Origin of the sequence: Paraburkholderia sp. SUR17 (assembly GCF_029536165.1) — a bacterium.
Classification (GTDB): Bacteria; Pseudomonadota; Gammaproteobacteria; order Burkholderiales; family Burkholderiaceae; genus Paraburkholderia; species Paraburkholderia kururiensis.
Genome location: NZ_CP120508.1, coordinates 2,552,047 through 2,569,190, shown reverse-complemented (window position 1 = coordinate 2,569,190; position 17,144 = coordinate 2,552,047). Strand labels below are relative to the sequence as shown.

The 17,144-nt window shown below is 61.4% G+C and carries 15 protein-coding genes and 1 pseudogene; 2 read left to right on the top strand and 14 right to left on the bottom strand.

The window, feature by feature from the left end:
* Positions 1–43 precede the first annotated feature (43 nt).
* Together P2869_RS11205 and P2869_RS11200 are read left to right on the top strand one after the other, a co-directional pair.
* Positions 44–886: an alpha/beta hydrolase gene (locus P2869_RS11205; RefSeq protein ID WP_277596492.1), complete on the top strand. Its 843-nt coding sequence runs from the start codon at positions 44–46 to the stop codon at positions 884–886.
* A gap of 216 nt (positions 887–1,102) precedes the next feature.
* Positions 1,103–1,270 (top strand): annotated as a pseudogene (locus P2869_RS11200) (Arm DNA-binding domain-containing protein); the annotation flags it as partial.
* Positions 1,271–1,327: 57 nt separating this feature from the next.
* Here the strand turns inward: P2869_RS11200 and P2869_RS11195 are convergent.
* The 14 genes from P2869_RS11195 to P2869_RS11130 all read right to left on the bottom strand — a co-directional run bounded on the left by P2869_RS11195 (position 1,328) and on the right by P2869_RS11130 (position 17,092).
* Positions 1,328–3,349, bottom strand: coding sequence for a methyl-accepting chemotaxis protein (locus P2869_RS11195; protein ID WP_277596491.1), 2,022 nt, complete (start codon positions 3,347–3,349; stop codon positions 1,328–1,330).
* A gap of 186 nt (positions 3,350–3,535) precedes the next feature.
* A complete protein-coding gene (locus P2869_RS11190) occupies positions 3,536–4,354 on the bottom strand; it encodes a citryl-CoA lyase (RefSeq protein WP_277596490.1) in 819 nt (272 codons plus the stop codon).
* Between the two features lie 11 nt (positions 4,355–4,365).
* Entirely contained in the window at positions 4,366–5,571 is a 1,206-nt protein-coding gene (locus P2869_RS11185; protein ID WP_277596489.1) for a CoA transferase, read from the bottom strand.
* The gene (locus tag P2869_RS11180; RefSeq protein WP_277596488.1) at positions 5,568–6,773 is read right to left on the bottom strand and encodes an FAD-dependent monooxygenase; all 1,206 of its coding nucleotides are present in this window, start codon (positions 6,771–6,773) and stop codon (positions 5,568–5,570) included. Before P2869_RS11180 ends, P2869_RS11185 begins: the two co-directional genes overlap by 4 nt.
* Before the next feature lie 23 nt (positions 6,774–6,796).
* Positions 6,797–7,738 (bottom strand): cupin domain-containing protein, encoded by a 942-nt coding sequence (locus P2869_RS11175; protein WP_277596487.1) that lies wholly within the window; start codon positions 7,736–7,738, stop codon positions 6,797–6,799.
* Positions 7,735–8,628, bottom strand: a complete 894-nt coding sequence (locus tag P2869_RS11170; RefSeq protein WP_277596485.1) for a fumarylacetoacetate hydrolase family protein — start codon at positions 8,626–8,628, stop codon at positions 7,735–7,737. The genes P2869_RS11175 and P2869_RS11170 overlap by 4 nt, the downstream gene beginning before the upstream one ends.
* Before the next feature lie 93 nt (positions 8,629–8,721).
* Positions 8,722–10,179, bottom strand: a complete 1,458-nt coding sequence (locus P2869_RS11165; RefSeq protein WP_277596484.1) for an MFS transporter — start codon at positions 10,177–10,179, stop codon at positions 8,722–8,724.
* A gap of 145 nt (positions 10,180–10,324) precedes the next feature.
* Positions 10,325–11,479: a porin gene (locus P2869_RS11160; RefSeq protein ID WP_017776277.1), complete on the bottom strand. Its 1,155-nt coding sequence runs from the start codon at positions 11,477–11,479 to the stop codon at positions 10,325–10,327.
* A 178-nt stretch (positions 11,480–11,657) separates the two neighbouring features.
* The gene (locus tag P2869_RS11155) at positions 11,658–12,656 is read right to left on the bottom strand and encodes an amidohydrolase family protein (protein WP_277596483.1); all 999 of its coding nucleotides are present in this window, start codon (positions 12,654–12,656) and stop codon (positions 11,658–11,660) included.
* A 52-nt stretch (positions 12,657–12,708) separates the two neighbouring features.
* Positions 12,709–13,704: an extradiol ring-cleavage dioxygenase gene (locus P2869_RS11150; protein ID WP_126878362.1), complete on the bottom strand. Its 996-nt coding sequence runs from the start codon at positions 13,702–13,704 to the stop codon at positions 12,709–12,711.
* A 37-nt stretch (positions 13,705–13,741) separates the two neighbouring features.
* Positions 13,742–14,416: a 4-carboxy-4-hydroxy-2-oxoadipate aldolase/oxaloacetate decarboxylase gene (locus tag P2869_RS11145; RefSeq protein ID WP_126878363.1), complete on the bottom strand. Its 675-nt coding sequence runs from the start codon at positions 14,414–14,416 to the stop codon at positions 13,742–13,744.
* Positions 14,413–15,069, bottom strand: a complete 657-nt coding sequence (locus tag P2869_RS11140) for an RraA family protein (protein WP_126878364.1) — start codon at positions 15,067–15,069, stop codon at positions 14,413–14,415. Before P2869_RS11140 ends, P2869_RS11145 begins: the two co-directional genes overlap by 4 nt.
* Positions 15,070–15,072: 3 nt before the next feature.
* Positions 15,073–15,756, bottom strand: coding sequence for a hypothetical protein (locus P2869_RS11135; RefSeq protein WP_017776282.1), 684 nt, complete (start codon positions 15,754–15,756; stop codon positions 15,073–15,075).
* Between the two features lie 118 nt (positions 15,757–15,874).
* On the bottom strand, positions 15,875–17,092 hold the full coding sequence (locus P2869_RS11130; RefSeq protein ID WP_026121754.1) for a Rieske 2Fe-2S domain-containing protein: 1,218 nt from the start codon (positions 17,090–17,092) through the stop codon (positions 15,875–15,877).
* Positions 17,093–17,144 lie beyond the last annotated feature (52 nt).

Genomic DNA, 17,144 nt, shown 5'->3' with positions numbered 1-17,144 from the left:
TAACCTTTTTGAGAAAGGAATTACGGGTATGCGAAGGCGTTTCATGTTCCTGCTTACGCTCATCGCGCTCCCTTTTGCGTCAGCGGCGGCAGACTTGCATCGGCGAACAATCGCAACGGGCGATGGCGCGATTGAATATCTGGATTGGGGCAGCGGCCCATCGATAGTAATGGTTGCCTCGCTGGGGCGCGGCGCAGAGGATTTTGGGGTAATCGCCTCCGAACTCGCCGACCGAGGTTTTCGCGTGATTGCGCCTCAACCTCGCGGCATCGGGCAGAGCACAAGCCCATCAAATCCGATGACTCTGCATGACTATGCCGCGGACGTCGCGGCGGTAATCGAGCAGACTGGAACAGGGCCTGCTGTGGTTCTCGGCCATGCTTATGGCAATACGGTTGCACGAACGTTAGCTGCGGACCGGCCAGACCTGGTTAGCGGTGTAATTCTCGTCGCCGCATCTGGACGAGCGCCCCTCGACAAAGATGTTCGTGCAGCTATTGCGAAGGCCTCTGATCTATCAGTGCCCGCTGCGCAGCGGCTGCAAAGCCTGGAGGTTGCGTATTTCGCGAAAGGCAACGACGCCAGGGTTTGGCTAGACGGGTGGTATCCGGACCTTCAAAAGCGCCAGTGGAAAGCGTTTAATGCTAGCAAGCCTGATGAATACATCACGGCCGGAGGACGTGTTCCCATTCTCGACATCCAGGGCGAAGAGGATGCGGTGATACCGGGTAGATACTCGCAAGACTTGCGTCGTGAGTTGGGTGAGCGTGTGTCGGTGGTAGTGATTCCACACGCGGGCCATGCGCTGATTCCCGAGCAGCCGACTGCGGTAATGAATGCAATTGCCGATTGGCTTCGTTTGCTGCAGCGTTCGTCTAGACCCTGACGACATTCGGCTTGTCGGCAGATGACGTTGAGCGGTGGCGGACCTCGCTCATATCCATCTCATTCAATATTCGGACTCGATAATCTACCGGCAGCGAGATTCGGGCGTGACGGTAGAAATTTTTCCAGAAAGCCAGGCGTGGTGCGGGTTTGCAGGCACATTGAGGGCGCGTGGTTGGTGACGGTAAAGTTGTACCAACCAGGAGAACGAGAATCGATGCTCACGGAGTTTGCACTTCGCAACCTCAAACCCCGCACAGCCTTGTACAAGATCGCCGACCGTGACGGCATGTACGTCGCAGTCTCTCCGGTGGGCACCCTTTCTTTTCGATACGACTACCGCGTTAATGGGCGATGGGAAACGCTGACAATCGGCCGCTATGGTCAATCCGCATCGCTCTCTAACTGTGGTCCGAATTAAAACTGGGGAGGGGCAGAATTGCTATGCGATTGCCCGGGCATTTGCGGCGCGTAGGGGCAAAACCTCACTCGCGCACACAGCGAACGGGCGGCTTCGCAGAATCTCATCGGAAACCTTGAATACATCAACCGCGTGTTTGAGAAGGCGTGCCTGTTCGTTCATCGCCTCTGAGGCTGCCGATGTCTGCTCAACCAGAGCCGCATTTTGTTGCGTGACTTCATCGAGCTGCACCACCGCCGAATTCACTTGCTCAATACCCTTGTGCTGCTCGGCCGAGGCAGCAGCGATCTCTCCCATCAAATCCGCCACATGGCGTACGGCGGACACCACTTCGTTAATCGTACGACCGGCTTCGTCGACCTGTTCCATGCCGGCCGCCACGCGATTCACCGATTCTCCGATCAGCTCTTTGATTTCCTTCGCCGCTGTTGCCGCACGCTGGGCCAAACTGCGCACTTCGCTCGCGACCACTGCGAAGCCGCGTCCCTGTTCACCTGCGCGTGCTGCTTCTACGGCTGCGTTCAGCGCGAGAATATTCGTCTGGAACGCGATGCTTTCGATTGTGCCGGTGATGTTGGCGACTTTCGCGGAACTGCTTGATATGTCGCGCATCGTATGAACCACGCGCCCGACTACTTCGCCGCCGTGCGCAGCGACCTTGCATGCACGCGATGCGAGCACGGTGCCTTGTGTCGCGCTTTCGGTGTTATGACGCACCGTTGCGGTTAGCTGCTCCATGCTCGCCGCGCTTTCCTGCAGTGACGCGGCCTGTTCTTCCGTGCGCGAACTCAGATCGGCGTTGCCTGCCGCAATTTGCCCTGAAGCGCTGGCAATGGTCTGGGCGCCAGTTCGAATCCGGGAAACCATACCAGCAAGGTTACTGTTCATCGCCTTGAGTGATTGCAGCAACTGGCCCGTCTCGTCGACAGTGGTTACCTCGATGCGGCTGGTGAGATCCCCGTCGGCCACGCGGTTCGCTAAGGCAAGGGCACGAGCGAGAGGCCCCGTAATGCGCCGTACCACGATACTGGACAGTCCGATTGCGACGAGAAGCATCAGGATCAGTAGCCCTGACTGGATCAGCATCGCTCGATTCTCGCGGTTTAAGCGCGCGTCCAGTCGGGCCTGAAGACTGTCCAGCGCGCGGGCATTGAGTTCAAAGAGGGGATCGATTGCAGCCGTGAACGTTTTGACGTAGTCGATTGCCGCGTAGTGCACGGCGCCGGCATTGACGATCTCTCGACTGGCCAGATCCAGCGCCTTGCTGATCGGTGCGTTCGCACGATCCCGCGCCGCTGCGAGTGCGGTCTGGAGTTCGGGCTTCGCCCGGAATACTTTGTCGAAAGCCTTGCGAAGATCTTCCATCTGGTCCGAGGCTATCTGCGACAACGAGGCCAGCATGGCCCGATCCGTCGGGCTGGCCTCTCCCCTTGTCAGAATGCCGGCGCCCCTCGACCTTGTCTGGCTCAGCGTTTCGGTCAGCTTCGGCAAGCTCACGAGTGCCGCCCTCACGAGATAGTGCGTTCCCCCCTCGGAATCGAGCGCCAGTCCAGTGTCGTCAAGCAGGAGATCAACGACCGATAGATACTGGCCAATAACGGCCATGTGCCGCACGGCGGATTCCCTGTCGCTGAGCCTGCGCGCATCGACCGCCGCAGCAAGCTCACGCCATTGAGAGGCAGCGCTTTCCCATGCGCGCGCCATATCGGGGGACAGTCCTTGTGTTTTCAGACGGAGGTCGATCTTGACGAGGGCCTGGTCCACTGCTACCCGTGTCTCTTCGCGAGCCGCGAGGACAGAGTTGTCTCCGCCAAGCATGGTTGCGGATAACGCCCGGTGCCGCAGTGTCAATTGAATCAGCGATAGGAGTCCGCGTGCCGACTCCAGCCCAGCTTGTTCGGTATTGGCGGCGCTGACGGCGTTCAACGATGACATGAACTGGAGGTATGTTGGTACGGCTATGACGGGAAGAATCGCAATTCCCAACACGAGAAGCTTTCGGGCGATAGGCAGGCGATCAATAAACGATGTCATCGATTTCATGATTGCTTCACTTCGGGATTGACTCACGACCTGTTGTTACGCGTCGAAGGCCTGTGCGTTGCCGACGTGGGCGACGCTGGTCCGTTGCATTCTCGCAGTGCTTCTCCAGGCGATTTCAAGGCCGTGAGTAGGGACGCGCCGGGCGTGCCGCGCGTGACGATGTGGGAAGCCCACGGCCGGGACGGTTCAATCCTTGCCGGCATACGTGTAACCGAGCGCGGGCGGCAGGGGCCCCTTGATACGGCCGCCTTGCTGCTTTTGCTCCCACGCGTGCGCAAGGATGCCAACCGAGCGCGAGAGGATGAAGAGCCCTCGCGCGAGCGCCGGTTCAAAGCCGAGCTCGCCGTAGATCACCGCGGTCGCGCCGTCGATGTTCATCGGAAGTTTCCTGCCGGTGCGCTGCTCGAGCGTGCGTTCAATCAGGCGTCCCACTGCGGCGTGACGGCCCGCAATCACGCCGCGCTGCTGCGCATCGTCGGTGAGTGCAAGCAGCCTTACCGAGCGCGGATCGACCGGGTGAAACCGGTGGCCAAAGCCGGGAATCATCTTTCCATGCGCCATCGTGAATTCCGCGAGCGCTTCTTCCAGCGCCCGCTCGAGCGGCTGGGCGACGGCCTTCGCAAGGGCGCTTTCATAGAGTTGCAGACACTGTTCGCCGGCACCGCCATGCACGCCGTCGAGCACGTTGATGGCCGACGCCATCGCGGCATTGAGCGGCACGCCGCACGTTACGCTCATGCGCGAAATCGAGATAGACGGCGCCTGAGGACCGTGATCCACAGCTGCCACCAGCGCGGCTTCCAGCAATGCGAGCTGCGCGGGCGTCGGCTCGTCGTCACGCAGCATCAGCCAGACCATCTGCGCGTAGCTGACGTTGCCGATCAGCGTCTCGATAGGCCTGCCCTTGATACGGATGACGCCCGGCCGGATGTCGATGATGCGCGTGGTCCACCAGGTCTTCACCTGCGATAACAGGTCGATGGCTCTCTCATAAGGGATGTTCATGTCGTCTCACCCTATATCGTTCCATTGGCATGCCATAGCGCGATCTCATCCATCGTAAAGCCTGCTTCAAGAAGGATTTCATCACTGTGCTGTCCGAGGGTCGGCGGTCCCTGTTCGACCGACTGCGGTGCGCCGTCAACCTGGAATCCGCAGCGCGTGACTGCGATGCTGTCCCGCTCGGGATCGTTGATCGGCAACGTCATCGTTAGCTCGCGATGGGCCACCTGGGGTTGCGCGAGCGCCTGCGATACGTCCAGCACCTGCCCGGCGGGAACGCCCGCGTCATTCAGGCGCTTTTCCCACCATGACGCGTCATGCGCGGCGAGATACCCCTCGATCTCCTCGGTGAGCTGTGCCCGGTTCAGCTTGCGTGCCTCGCGTTCAGCAAAGCGCGGGTCGGAAACAAGCGCCGGCGCGCCGAGCAGCCGGCACAGCGTTTCGAACTGCTCCTGCTTGTTCGCGGCAATGTTAAGAAGTCCTTCCCGGGTTCTGAACGTACCTGACGGACTCGCGGTGAAGTTGTCGTTTCCCATCGGCATCGGACTGCGTCCGGCGATTAGCTGGTTCGACACGATCCAGCCCATCGTGACGATGGCGGAATCGAGCATCGACACGTCGATAAAGCCGCCAATACCATCGCGTTCGCGGCGCACGAGCGCACTTGCGATGGCAAATGCCGCGGTAATGCCGCCGATCGTGTCGCACACTGGATAGCCGACGCGCAGTGGGGCCGAGTCTGCGTCACCGGTTACGCTCATTACGCCGGCGCGCCCCTGGATGATCTGGTCGTACGCAGGTGCGGAGGCGAGCGGCCCGCTCTGGCCGAAACCGGAGATCGCGCAGTAGACAAGCTCGGGACGCACCTCCCTGAGGGCGTCGTAGCTGAGGCCTAACCGGTCCATTACGCCGGGCCGGAAGTTTTCCAGCAGGACGTCCGCGCTGGCCACGAGTCGCCGGAAAACAGCCTTTCCGCCCTCGCTTTTCAGGTTAAGCGACAGTGAACGCTTGCCGGCGTTCTGCGCCAGGAAGGATGTGCCCATGCCGCGCCGGTTCAGTCCGGCATCCGCGCCCAGTTGACGTGCGAGGTCGCCGGTATCTGGTGTTTCGATCTTGATAACGTCGGCGCCCAGCAACGCGAGCTGATAGCCGGCGAACGGGCCGGCCAGCACGTTAGTCAGGTCGAGCACCCGGACGCCCGCCAGTAGTTTGCTGCTCATGGATGCCCTGACTGGATTTCGACCGTATTCGCGTTGTACGAATAGAGCCAGTCGTAGCGCTCGGCTATTGGCGCGGCACTCCATTCCCGTTCCAGGTACAGGGCCGCCGACGCCTCAGTGGCGAGTTCCGGGCTGTGAAAGCGCTCCGTGTTGTCCGTCGCACCTCGGACCATCCGGCTGGTGCGCCCGATTCGCGCATGTTCGTAACGCAACAGCGCCCGCGGGACGCCTGATGGCTCCTCGCCCGCAAGGCAACGTGCCAGCACCGTGCCGTCTTCGATAGCGTGGACTGCACCCTGCGCGAGAAACGGTAACGTCACATGTGCAGCATCGCCGAGCAGCGAAATGCGGGCCTGCGTCCATTGCGGAATGGGCTCGCGTTTCATCAGAGCCCACTTCAGCAGGGTCGGCGCCAGCCGGATCATGGTCTGCACGTCCTCATGCCATCCCCCGAAATCATCGAGGCACTCATCAACGGTGCCTTGCTCGAAGCTGGCTTTGGCGGTCCAGCTCTTGCCTTCGATAGTGGCGGCGAAGTTCATGATTTCGCCGCCACGCAGCGGATAGTTGACAGCATGGCCGCCAGGTCCGATCCACGTGGATCCGACCGACTGGCGCATATGCTCCGGCAAGCTCTTCATCGGGATCAACGCGCGCCACGTCACCATGCCGGAGAACGCTGCGTCGGTATCGGGCCACAATGCATTGCGGACCACCGAACGCACGCCATCGGCGCCTATCAACGCGTCTGCGGTGATGCGCTGGCCGTTTTGCAGGATCAGGGTGGCGCCGCTGTCATGCTGCCCGCAGCCGGTTACGGCGCTGTCCAGATGAATTGCGTCGGCCTTGAGCGCGCGTACGCGATCAGCCAGTGTCTGATGTAGATCGGGCCGGTAAACGGTCAGGTAAGGATAGCCATAGCGCTCGATGACGGACTTGCCGAGACTGAACATCGGCCAGGGCTTGCCCGTGTTCCACAGGCGGAATTCCTTGCGCGCCGGGTCACAGGAGAGAGCCCTTAGCTGCTCGAATACGCCAAGCGAATCGAGTACCGCATTGCCATTCGGACTGATCTGGATGCCGGCACCTACCTCCCGCAACTCGGACGCCCGTTCGTAGACATCGACGTCGATCCCCCGCTGCAGCAACGCGGCTGCTGCGGCAAGACCGCCAATTCCACCACCCGCTATCAGGATATGCATGAAGTTTCCTCTTGTATCTGGTGCTACACGGCGGCCGCGACTTCGTCGCGCAGAAGGCCCAGGGCGCGCATGACGGGCTCATCGCTGACACGCACGAGATGCGTGTCGCGGTCCACCTCATGCTGATAGGTACGCCATGCCGGCATGGCGATCATGTCGCCCTTCGCCCATCGCATTTCGGAGTTGCCACAACGCGTCGTACCGCGGCCTTCGATAACAGTGAAGATTGCGTTGGCGGTGGTGCGGTATCGTGGCGAAACGAATCCCGCTGGCATGCGTTGCACGTGGACGGCCGTGCTCTTCAGCGCTGGCGCGCCGAGTTCGATCTCGCGTTGCGCCATGCCGTTTGTGGGTGCTGTCGCCTTGTCGAGCGCCGCGAGCGACGCCTCCCACCTGAACGCAATCGGGGACTGCGCAACGCTCACGACGTTCTGCTCCAGCCTGTCAGGGTGGCGCTCGAAGAACATCGGCTCGAGCAGGTGGACGAGCGGCACGTCGAGTACGTCTACCCAGAAGCACTCGTCCGGGCCTGCATTCGCGTGAGAATGCCAGCACCAGCTGGGCGTCAGGAGAACGTCTCCCGGCCGCATTTCAACCCGCACACCGTCAACAACCGTGTAGGTGCCTTGTCCTTCGAGAATGATCCGCAGCGCGTTGGGTGTATGGCGGTGAGCGTCGGCGACCTCGCCCGGTTTGATCGACTGGTATGCGCTGACAAGCGTGCGTACCGTCGCATACAGGTTCCCTTCCACGGGGTTCCGGAGTGTGAGGTTGCGGCGGTCTGCCATGCGGTGATCCACCAGGTGGCCGGCACGTTCGAGAATCGGTTTGACGTCGGCGTATCGCCAGAGCATGGGCAGAAAGTTTTCGCGCGGTTCGCTCCACAGTGATGGAGTCTTGCGATGCCATCCGCCCTCCAGGTTGAGGGCGTCGATTGCAGCATAGAGTTCTTCGAGGGCGCTCATTTTTGCTTGATGATGTCAGGAGTGTAGGGCTGCGCAAACACCTCGGTTGCGCCACCTGTGCCGGCCACGACGTCAACGGTCATTTCGCCGACCCGCTCGATCCGGATGCGCACCTTGTCGCCGTCGCCGACTTTCCCGACACCTGCGGGTGTGCCGGTGGCCACGATGTCGCCGGGATACAACGTCATGACCGCAGATGCCATCTCGATCATCCCAGGGATGTCGAGCACCAGGTCGTGCGTATTGGCGTGTTGCCTGAGTTCGCCATTGACCCACAGCTTCATGTCGAGATCGGCGGGGTCGCCAACCTCATCGGCCGTGACGATCCATGGGCCAACGGGGCAGAACGTGTCGTAAGCCTTGCGAAATACGCGTTCTTCCCGTCCGCGCACAACCATGTCCAGCAGGCAGGCGTAGCCGAACACGTACTGCTGCCAGTCGTCACGCGCAATGTCACGACCCTGCCTGCCGATGATGACTGCAAGCTCAGACTCGTGATGAACCTCGCGGGTGGGAACATTCGGCAGGACGACAGGTTCGTCGGCACCGGACAGCGAGGAGTTCGGCTTCAGAAAAAAGCCCTGGTGCGTGGCCCGATAGCTGGCCTGCATTTCTCGCCCGTGGTCGTGGTAGTTCACCGGAAAGGCGATGACCTTGTTCGGCCAGGGGACTGGCGTGAGCAGCGTCACATCCTTGAGAGGGACGCGCGGGAGCTGGCCCATCGCAGCCTCGATGGACGGCTTCAGTTGTTCGAAGTTTGCGATGAGGCGCGTGGCGCCGATGGGAGGCCACATGGCCGGGTCCTCACCGACGGTACTCGTGACGTCGACGATGTAATGACTGTCGACGACGATACCGAGTTGTCCTTCATTAAATCGCGCAATTTTCATGGCAGTCGAAAGAGAGGTGGGTAAGCGCCGATGGGGACCGCGGGTCGTCCGGCATGACTTGATCCGGCATCGGTCTTGTCGGACGGCGGGAAATCACGCGCTCGGGCTGGTTTGCAGGCTGTATTGCCGTTCGGCGTCTTTAAGACTCGCGTATTTCCTGCCTGCCAACCCGTAGTGGATGGCAGCCCAGAGGAGGATCGGGGTGGCGCTCAGCAGCGCATACTGGAGGCCTGAGGCGCTGGCGGAAGTACACAACGCAGCGATGTTCGCTGGCACGTCAGCCGCCGCGTGGACGCCAGCCGACGCGCCATGTCCCGCAACCACGCAAAGATGTGAAAAGTCGGGACGATCGAAAATGCGCCTCGCGAAAAAATCGCTGAGAAAGCCAAGATACCCGGGACCAAGTCCCTGTCCGACCAGCGCCATTGCGGAGAGAGTCAACGCAGACGCGGTGGCACGCATACGGGGCTCAAGCAGCGAGAGAATCACTGCAAACGCAGGGCCGTTCCAGAAGTTCATGCCAACTGCAAAGCCGACCAGAAGTGCCACACCTGTGGCAGCAACGGGCTGCAGGAATGAGATGCCGGCAAGCACTGCGGCGGCGACGCATCCCAGCGCCGGGATATAACCGTTCCACGCGGCGTTTCGCTTTCCGAGCCTGTCCGAGAGATAGCCGCTCAGGAGATTTCCCGTGAGACCGCCCGCACCGCCGATTATTCCGAAGGCGAGACCTGCCTGCCCGAAGTTCATGCCGTAGACACGTACGAAATAGAGAGGCAGAAAGAGAAAGATTGCAGACATGGCGAACATGCCGAGCATGACGGCGAAAAGCATATGACGCGAAGCGACATTGCCCAGCATCCTGCGGATGACCTCGGTGAGCGGCGGCACGCCGACGCCACTGTCTGAGGTGGCGCTATTGCCGCGCACCGGTTCCTTGACCGTCAGGTATGCAAGTGCACCAACCAGCACGCCAGGAATGCCGACGTAGAAGAACGCATGCTGCCATCCATAGTTCCTGATAAGCGGTGCGCCGATGAATGAGGCCATCAGTACACCGATTGGCACACCAGCGGCATAGACCGCAAATATCAACGAACGCCTTTTGCCTGAAAAATAGTCGGCGAGTAGCGAGTAGGCGGCAGGGGCCGATCCCGCCTCGCCAATACCTACGCCGAGACGGAAGGCTGACAACCCGGCATACGTCGTCGCCGTTCCGCATCCGATTGTCATGACCGACCAGAGAACAATGGTGAGGGAGATGATGACCACGCGGCTGAAACGCTCGGCGAGTCGCGCAATCGGAATGCCAAGAATGGTGTAGAACAGGGCAAACGCCAGACCAATCAACAGGCCAAGCTGGCCGTCGGTCAAATGCATTTCTGCTTTCAGGGCTGGTGCGGCAATCGACATCAATACGCGATCCATGAAGCTGAACGCGTAGATCAATGTGGTAATCGCCAGCACCCATAGTGCGTACGGTCTGGAAACGCCGGCATGTGAGTTCACGTGCGGGGCGGCAGTGGCTTCGGTGAGCTTACGGGGCAACATGGTGTGCTCCAGGGGCATGGGCAGATCATTTACGGAACGGCCACGCTTCCCGGCCTCGACGCATCCGTCCGGCCAATCGTGGACGTGGTACGCAGCCGTTGTGGTTCAGGCGGTGAAGCGGGGCACAACGAGACAAAGGGTCGCTCTAGAAGAGGTGACGGATTCCCGCCACGACGACTGTCTGCGTCGCATTGCTCGAAGGGGCGAGCAGATAGGTGTCGGCAGTCGCCCCCGTCGCATGCTGATAGTTGCCAAAAACGTAGACGTTCGTGCGCTTCGAGAACAGGTAGTTCACGCTCAGCTGCCCCATGTTCCAGTGCGGAGCCGCATTGAATCCGCCGCCGTACTGCCCCTTCGTGTAGACATAGGCCGCACCCAGAATGATGTAGGGCGTGATGGAGTACGAAGCGTTGACATCGAAGTTGTCGAGATGCAGCGAGGTATTGTCGAGATAGTCGTAACGGACGTCAGTGATCATTCCATTCACGCGTACCTGCCCCAGCAAGTACTGCGCCGCGCCGCCGAACTCGCGCTGACGGCGCACGCCTACATTCCTGTGAATGGGACTTGTATGGAAAAGCAGGAACGGTGCCCCGGCGTAATCGTCGGTGACCGCGCCGCTGGAGTTCTGCGTGGTGCCCGGGTAGTCGGTATTCAATGCAGCCACCGCCAGCTTTAACGGACCGTTCTCGTAGGCAGCACCCGCGCTCACCGAGCGATTGACGCCCCACTGGCCAGGCGCATTGCTCATCGCATACATCACAGAGCCACGCAGGCCATTCATTGCTGGCGACTGGTACTTGATCGAGTTGTTATAGCGGTAGCTGCCGAACAGATTGTCGTTATCTCCAATGTGTGTTGCAAAGCCGAGTGCGGCAACCGGGGCTTCGAAACGGTCGAGATAATCGAACGGGATGTCGTACTGGCGACCGAGCGTCACCGTGCCCCATGAATTACTGCCCAGGCCGACGTAAGCCTGGCGCCCGAACATGCGGCCGCCTTGCTGGAATTTGCCGTTGGTACTGTCGAAGCCGTTTTCGAGCACGAAAAGAGCTGAGAGACCGCCTCCAAGATCTTCAACACCACGCAGGCCCCAGCGATTGTTCTGCATCGTGCCGGGAATCATCTGCACGGCCGCATGCCCACCCACGTTACTGGTCCAGGCGACGCCTGTGGACAGAATGCCATAGAGCGAAACCGAACTCTGCGCGTGCGCGGTCGAGCCGCCCGAGAGCAGGGCGGCCAAAGAAGCCAGTGCTGCGCTGCGGCGTAGCGCCGTATTGCGTAATGCGGTCTTCATCTGTGTCTCCATTGCGTCGTTATAAGAGTGGATACAAAACCAGCAGGGGCCCGCCCGAAGGCGATGGCACCGTGTACTACGCTCTCCATAGCTCAGGAAGTCGGACCGGGAGAACTCCAGAAGCAAGCCCTTTTCACGGCGCCCTGCGAGTCCCGGTCCTCAGGACGGCCGCGGGTTATCAGCTGGTGAGGCCGAAAACCTTGCGTGCGTTGTCTTCGAAGATGAGTTGCCTGTCGCTCTGGCCAAGCCAGTCAAACCCGGCGATGGTCGGCGCGATATGGTCGTGTGGCCGCCCGGTGGCATGGTCGATGGTCGAGCCGACACCTGGGCATTCAGAACCGAAGAGGCAACGGTCAGCACCCACGGTCTTGATGAGCAGGCGCAGCGCTTCTTCGGAATAAAGCACCGTGTCGTAGTAGAGATTGCGCATCCCATCAAGGAAATTAACGCCGCGGCGGCCCGCGCTCGACTGGAAGCGGCCGATCTGATAGGGAATCGCGCCGCCGCCATGCGAACAGATCACCTTCAGCGAGGGAAAGTCCTTGAAGACGTTCGAATGCACGAGTCCGTAGACCGCTATCGACTCTTCATTGACAAAGTGCAGGGTATAGGGGGAGCGCTCCGAATGTGAACCCGTGGCGTGAATATGCATCGGAATGTCGAGTTCGCAGAGCTTCTCGTAGAGCGGGTACCAGTAGCGGTCGCCGAGCGGTGGCGCTTCGGTGCCGGTGTTCTCGTATGGATCCGGGTTGAACAGCACACCGCGAAAGCCCATCTTCACGCAGCGCTCGAGCTCCGGCAGCGTCTGGGTAACGGGTTCGCCCGCGACCTGGGGCAGGCCAGCCACCGGCACGAATCTGCCAGGAATCAGGGCGATGGTTCGCGCGATGATGTTGTTGGTCTCTTCCGTGAACCAGTGCACGAGCTTGCCCGGCCTGGCACTGTGCATCATCTGGAAGGGGCGGGGCGAGAGCATCTGCAGGTCGGTACCGATACGGTCCAGTGCTTCGACATGGCCACACGGGCCCATTTCCTTGCGATTCATCGCCTCGATGATCTGTGCGTCGCTCACTTCCGGCATGCGGCGTCCGTGCGCGCCAAGATGCGAAAGCAGATTGGCTTTGTAGACCCAAAGTTCGGCTGGGGCGCTGACGTGGCCGTGGCAATCGATAATCATGACTGTGTCGTGTAGAAAGTGATGTTGTCAGTAGTCGGTGGTCCGTCTGGCGTCACTGCCAGACCGCGAACCCGAGGCCGATACCGGTGCCGGCACGTGTGCGGTAGACCGGAATGTAATGGTCGTAGACACACTCGAGTTCGCCGAGGGCCCCGGCCATCGTGATCCAGTTGCGGATTTCGGACGATCCCGAGCAAAGCGATTCCTGCGCAATGCTGGTCAGCGTGTCCTTGTCGCGGTTCTTGATGGCGTCGATGATCTTCCGGTCGAACGCCGCTTCGCACAGAAAGTGACTCAGTCCACCGGAGGCGATGATTGCCACCTTGGCATCGATGGGGGACGCGGCCAACGCTTCGGCAATACAGCCGCCGATGTAATGGCAACGCGCCGAGGTCGGGTTGTTGGGTGGGAAGTAGGTGTTAATGAGCACGGGCAACATCGGAACACGAAGGTTCTTCATGAGCCGTTGATAGACGAAACCATAGGCGTGACCAAACGCACGGCGCTGCGGGTCGGGCACATCGTTGCTCGTCGCCACGTCGACGCCGCGGGCGATGAGCCCGCGAATCAGGTCCTCGGCCAGCTTCGGCGCGCCCGGAAAACGGCGAGGCAGATCCATTGCGTAGCCTGCCCAGAACGCCTTGTCGCTCCAGGTCAGCTTCGGGTGGGGCAGCTCCGTTTCTTTCATCACCACTTCTTCGCCGCGGTAGACCGAGATGGCGGGCAGGTTGTCGTAGCCGAAGAGTTCATCCTGGTCGTCGCCGATTACGAGTACGACGTCGGGACGCGCCGCGTGCAGGTAGGCCTCGACGCGGTCGAGGGCTGCTTCGGCCTCGCGGGCTAGCCTGGGGAAGGCGCCTGGATCGCTCTCGCTCGCGTACGGCGTGCCGCGCTCGGCAACGAGCTCGTCGTAGGTGAGCTTGCGGCCGTCGAGCGTGTAGAGCGCCCGACTGCGAAGATCGTCTTCAGCGCGTCGCTGCCAGTGATCGCCTGGCAGGACGAGAATCGGACTGTGGGACGTGCCGACAGCGAGAGTAATGCTGGCCATATGATGTATTCCCCAGGCGCAGACGCGTGGTCCGGCTTCAGAAGTTGTAGAGTTCCAGCGTGCGCTCGCCTGAGCGCAGGCGTTGCATCACTGTGGTTTCCCTGGCTTCGCGCGCCGCGGCGCTGGATATTGCCTCCGCCGCGCGGGCGCGCGGGACGGACACGACTCCATCGCGATCGCCGACGATGAGATCGCCCGGCTGGACGACGACATCACCCAGTCGCACCGGATAGTTGATCCAGCCGCGTGCACCCGCGTCCTTGCCGGTGCCCCGAATGCAGAGCCCCGCCGCGAACACGGGAAAGCCGAGCGCTTCGAGCTGGTCCGCGTCGCGCACGCAGCCGTCGATAACGAGTCCGCCCAGGCCGCGTTCGCGCGCGGCAGTAGACATGATTTCTCCCCAGTATCCGAAGTCGGGCTTACCGCTGACGTGAACGACGAGAACATCGCCTGGACCGGCAATGTAGAGCGCGCGATGCAGCCACAGATTGTCACCACCCGGGGAATGGACGACGACGGCAGGTCCGCAGACCCGCATGTTTGCGGCAACCGGTTTGATGGCTGACGGCAGTGCGCCGATGCGCCCAAGCGCCTCGTGCAGCGTAGATGACGCCATGCGCGATGCCTGCGCAACGATATGAGTTTCGGGTCGCTCGATCGTGTCGCGCACGGTCGGGAACTGTCCGGGTGCGCATGTGAAGGGTGCACTCATGATTCCACCCGCGTCTGCAGGTGATGGTAACGATGCAGCTCTCTTGCCTCGCGCAGGCTCATGCCCAGACGTACGGCGGAACGGATGGCGTTTTCCGCGGACTCGATGGCCTCGGCCATGTCCAGCACCCGGGCCTCGTGCTCCTGGGGAATCACTACGACACCATCGGCGTCGCCGCGCACGAGATCGCCAGGCGCAACGCGGACGCCGCCGATATTGACCGGAACCTGGGTCGCTTCTACCTGGACCCGGTCCTTGCCGGTGCGCATGTAGTTCCCGAGGCTGTAGACCGGATAGCCGAGTTCGCGGCAGAGCGCGACGTCGCGATTGACGCCATCGATGAGCGTGCCCGCGAGTCCACGGCGATGGGCGACTTCGGTCAGAATGTCGCCCCACACCGTCGCATCGTCACGGCCGCCGTTATCGAGAACAATGATGCAGTCGTCCGGCACGTCGTCGATGTAGTCGCCAACCGTGCCAGCTGGCTTGCCTGCCGGGCCGTAGCGAAGTGTCCAGGCGCGGCCCGCCATACGGAAATCGGGCGAAGATGGCTTGATGTGGTAGCACTGACCGTTGATACCGCATCGATCCAGTGCATCGCTCAATGTCGCCGTGTCGAGCCGGCCCGTTCGCTCCACATTGGTGTCACTCATGATTCATCCTTGTATTGCGTCGCCAAGCAGCATGTGCTCGTAGTCTTTTCCCATCACCTCGGTGACCGGGCGTCCTGCCAGCAGATCCTTCGTCATGGCCGCTTCCCGTGCCGCAATCTGCTCCGCCATGGCAATGACTGCCGCCGCGCCGCCCGCTGGCACGAAGACGACGGCGCTACCGTCTGCGATGACCAGGTCGCCAGGCCGTACGACCACGCCCCCCACGCAAACCGTCGCGTTGACCGAGTCTTCCTCAACCCGCCCGCGTGCCGTCCTTGCGGTGAGCGCCCTGCAAAACACGGGCAGGTTGTGTTCGTGCGCTTCATCGATGTCCCGCACGGGGCCATCTGCGATAACGCCACCGATTCCCTTGAGCGCCGCAGCGAGCGAAAGAATGCCGCCCCAGCAACCCGCATCAATACCGGTGCGCTGTTCGACGACGATGATGTCTCCCGCGCCGGCGAGTTCGATGGCTGTCGTGCCAAGGTGGCGAACCGGCCCGTCGCGGCGCACCGCTGCACCCGCGGGCACGAGCCGGAACGTCACGACCGCGCCCGCGATCTTCTGGTTCGATGTCCGTCGTGGCAGATCTGTCGTGACCTGTCCTGCAATTCCGAGGCGATCCAGCGCGTCGGAGACCGAGCATGTATCAAGCCGTTTCAGGCGCTGAATGAGATCGTTGTTCATAAGTAACGCTCGTTAAACCGGGGGCATGCGGCGTGCCATCTTCGGAACGTGCGGCAGTCATCAGGCTGACCGCCATGGCATGTGCACGGCCGCTTCGTCGAGGTGATCTGGATGCCTGTCAGAGCAGGGCCCGCCATTCAACCTCGTCCCTGAATACGCCGGAGATCGGACCGGTGCTGGGGTAGTCGATTTCCTCATGGCGCGCCAGGGTCGGCACAGAGTTGTCCATGAATTCGCGCAGAGCCTTCAGCAGGCAGCGTCTTACCGCCAGGATCGCGCCGTCACCGGCGCCGAGATATTCCTTCGACCGGTCCACGATCGGCCCCATGCTCACCATGACGGCAAAGTCTTCCGTGCCGAGCATCTGCGTAAAGCCCGTAAAGTGTCCCTGCTTCATTGCGTCCCGGTCCTGCCCCCAGTTGTCCTCGGGCGGCCCCGGCGGCAGCGGCGGCCACGAATCAGGATCTTCGTACGCGTGGGTCTTGTTGGGCACCAGCTTCTCGTTGACGCGATAGGTCATCTGCCAGTAGTAGATGTTCTCGTCGTCAATGGGCACGGAGAAGAAGATGCTGCCGCCCTGGATGTCGGCACGGTTCGGCGAAACGATCCCGAACCACGGCAGGACGAACGAGTTGGTGCGAACGTACGCGCGACCGTCCTTGAGCGCGCGTACGGCTGCATAGCGGAAGCCGAACGGCTTTTGCGCGATGTGGTACACGGGCGCCATGTTTTCCGACGAGAATTCGATGTCGCCGAAACCGACGAGCCAGCTCTGGTGGAGCACGCCGAGATGGGCCGAGTCCATGGTGGTCTCGACGCCCTGCAGCCAGTTTGAGTTGACCTTCTGCCGGAACACGACGAAGTTCTCGCGCGGCAGGCCGACGAACGGCAGTTCGGGGAATCTGGGCGGCGTATCGCCCTCGCCCAGCCACACCCAGACAATCCCGGCTTCCTCCCGCACCGGGTAGTGTCTGAGCGGGACGTGTTTGCAGTACTCGGCTTCGTTATTCGGCTGGGTCGGCACCGCCACGGTCACACCGTCGACGTTGAACTTCCATCCGTGAAAAATGCAGCGCAGCGCGTTGTCTTCGTTGCGCCCCAGCGCGAGCGACGCGCGCCGATGCGGGCAGGCTTCATCGAAGAATCCGACCTTGCCACTGGTTGCACGAAATGCAACGTACTGCTCTCCGAACAGCTGCACCCGAAGTGGCTTGCCGTCGGCCTCCAGCTTGTCCGACAGCGCCGCAGGAATCCACCAGTTTTGCCTGATCATCTGTCCCATAGGCGCGCCGTTACTTACGCGGGTCAGCAGATCATTTTCTTCCCTGGTCAGCATTTAGAACTCCTCATGATGAGATCCGGTTTAACAGATATCCGAAAGACGTACG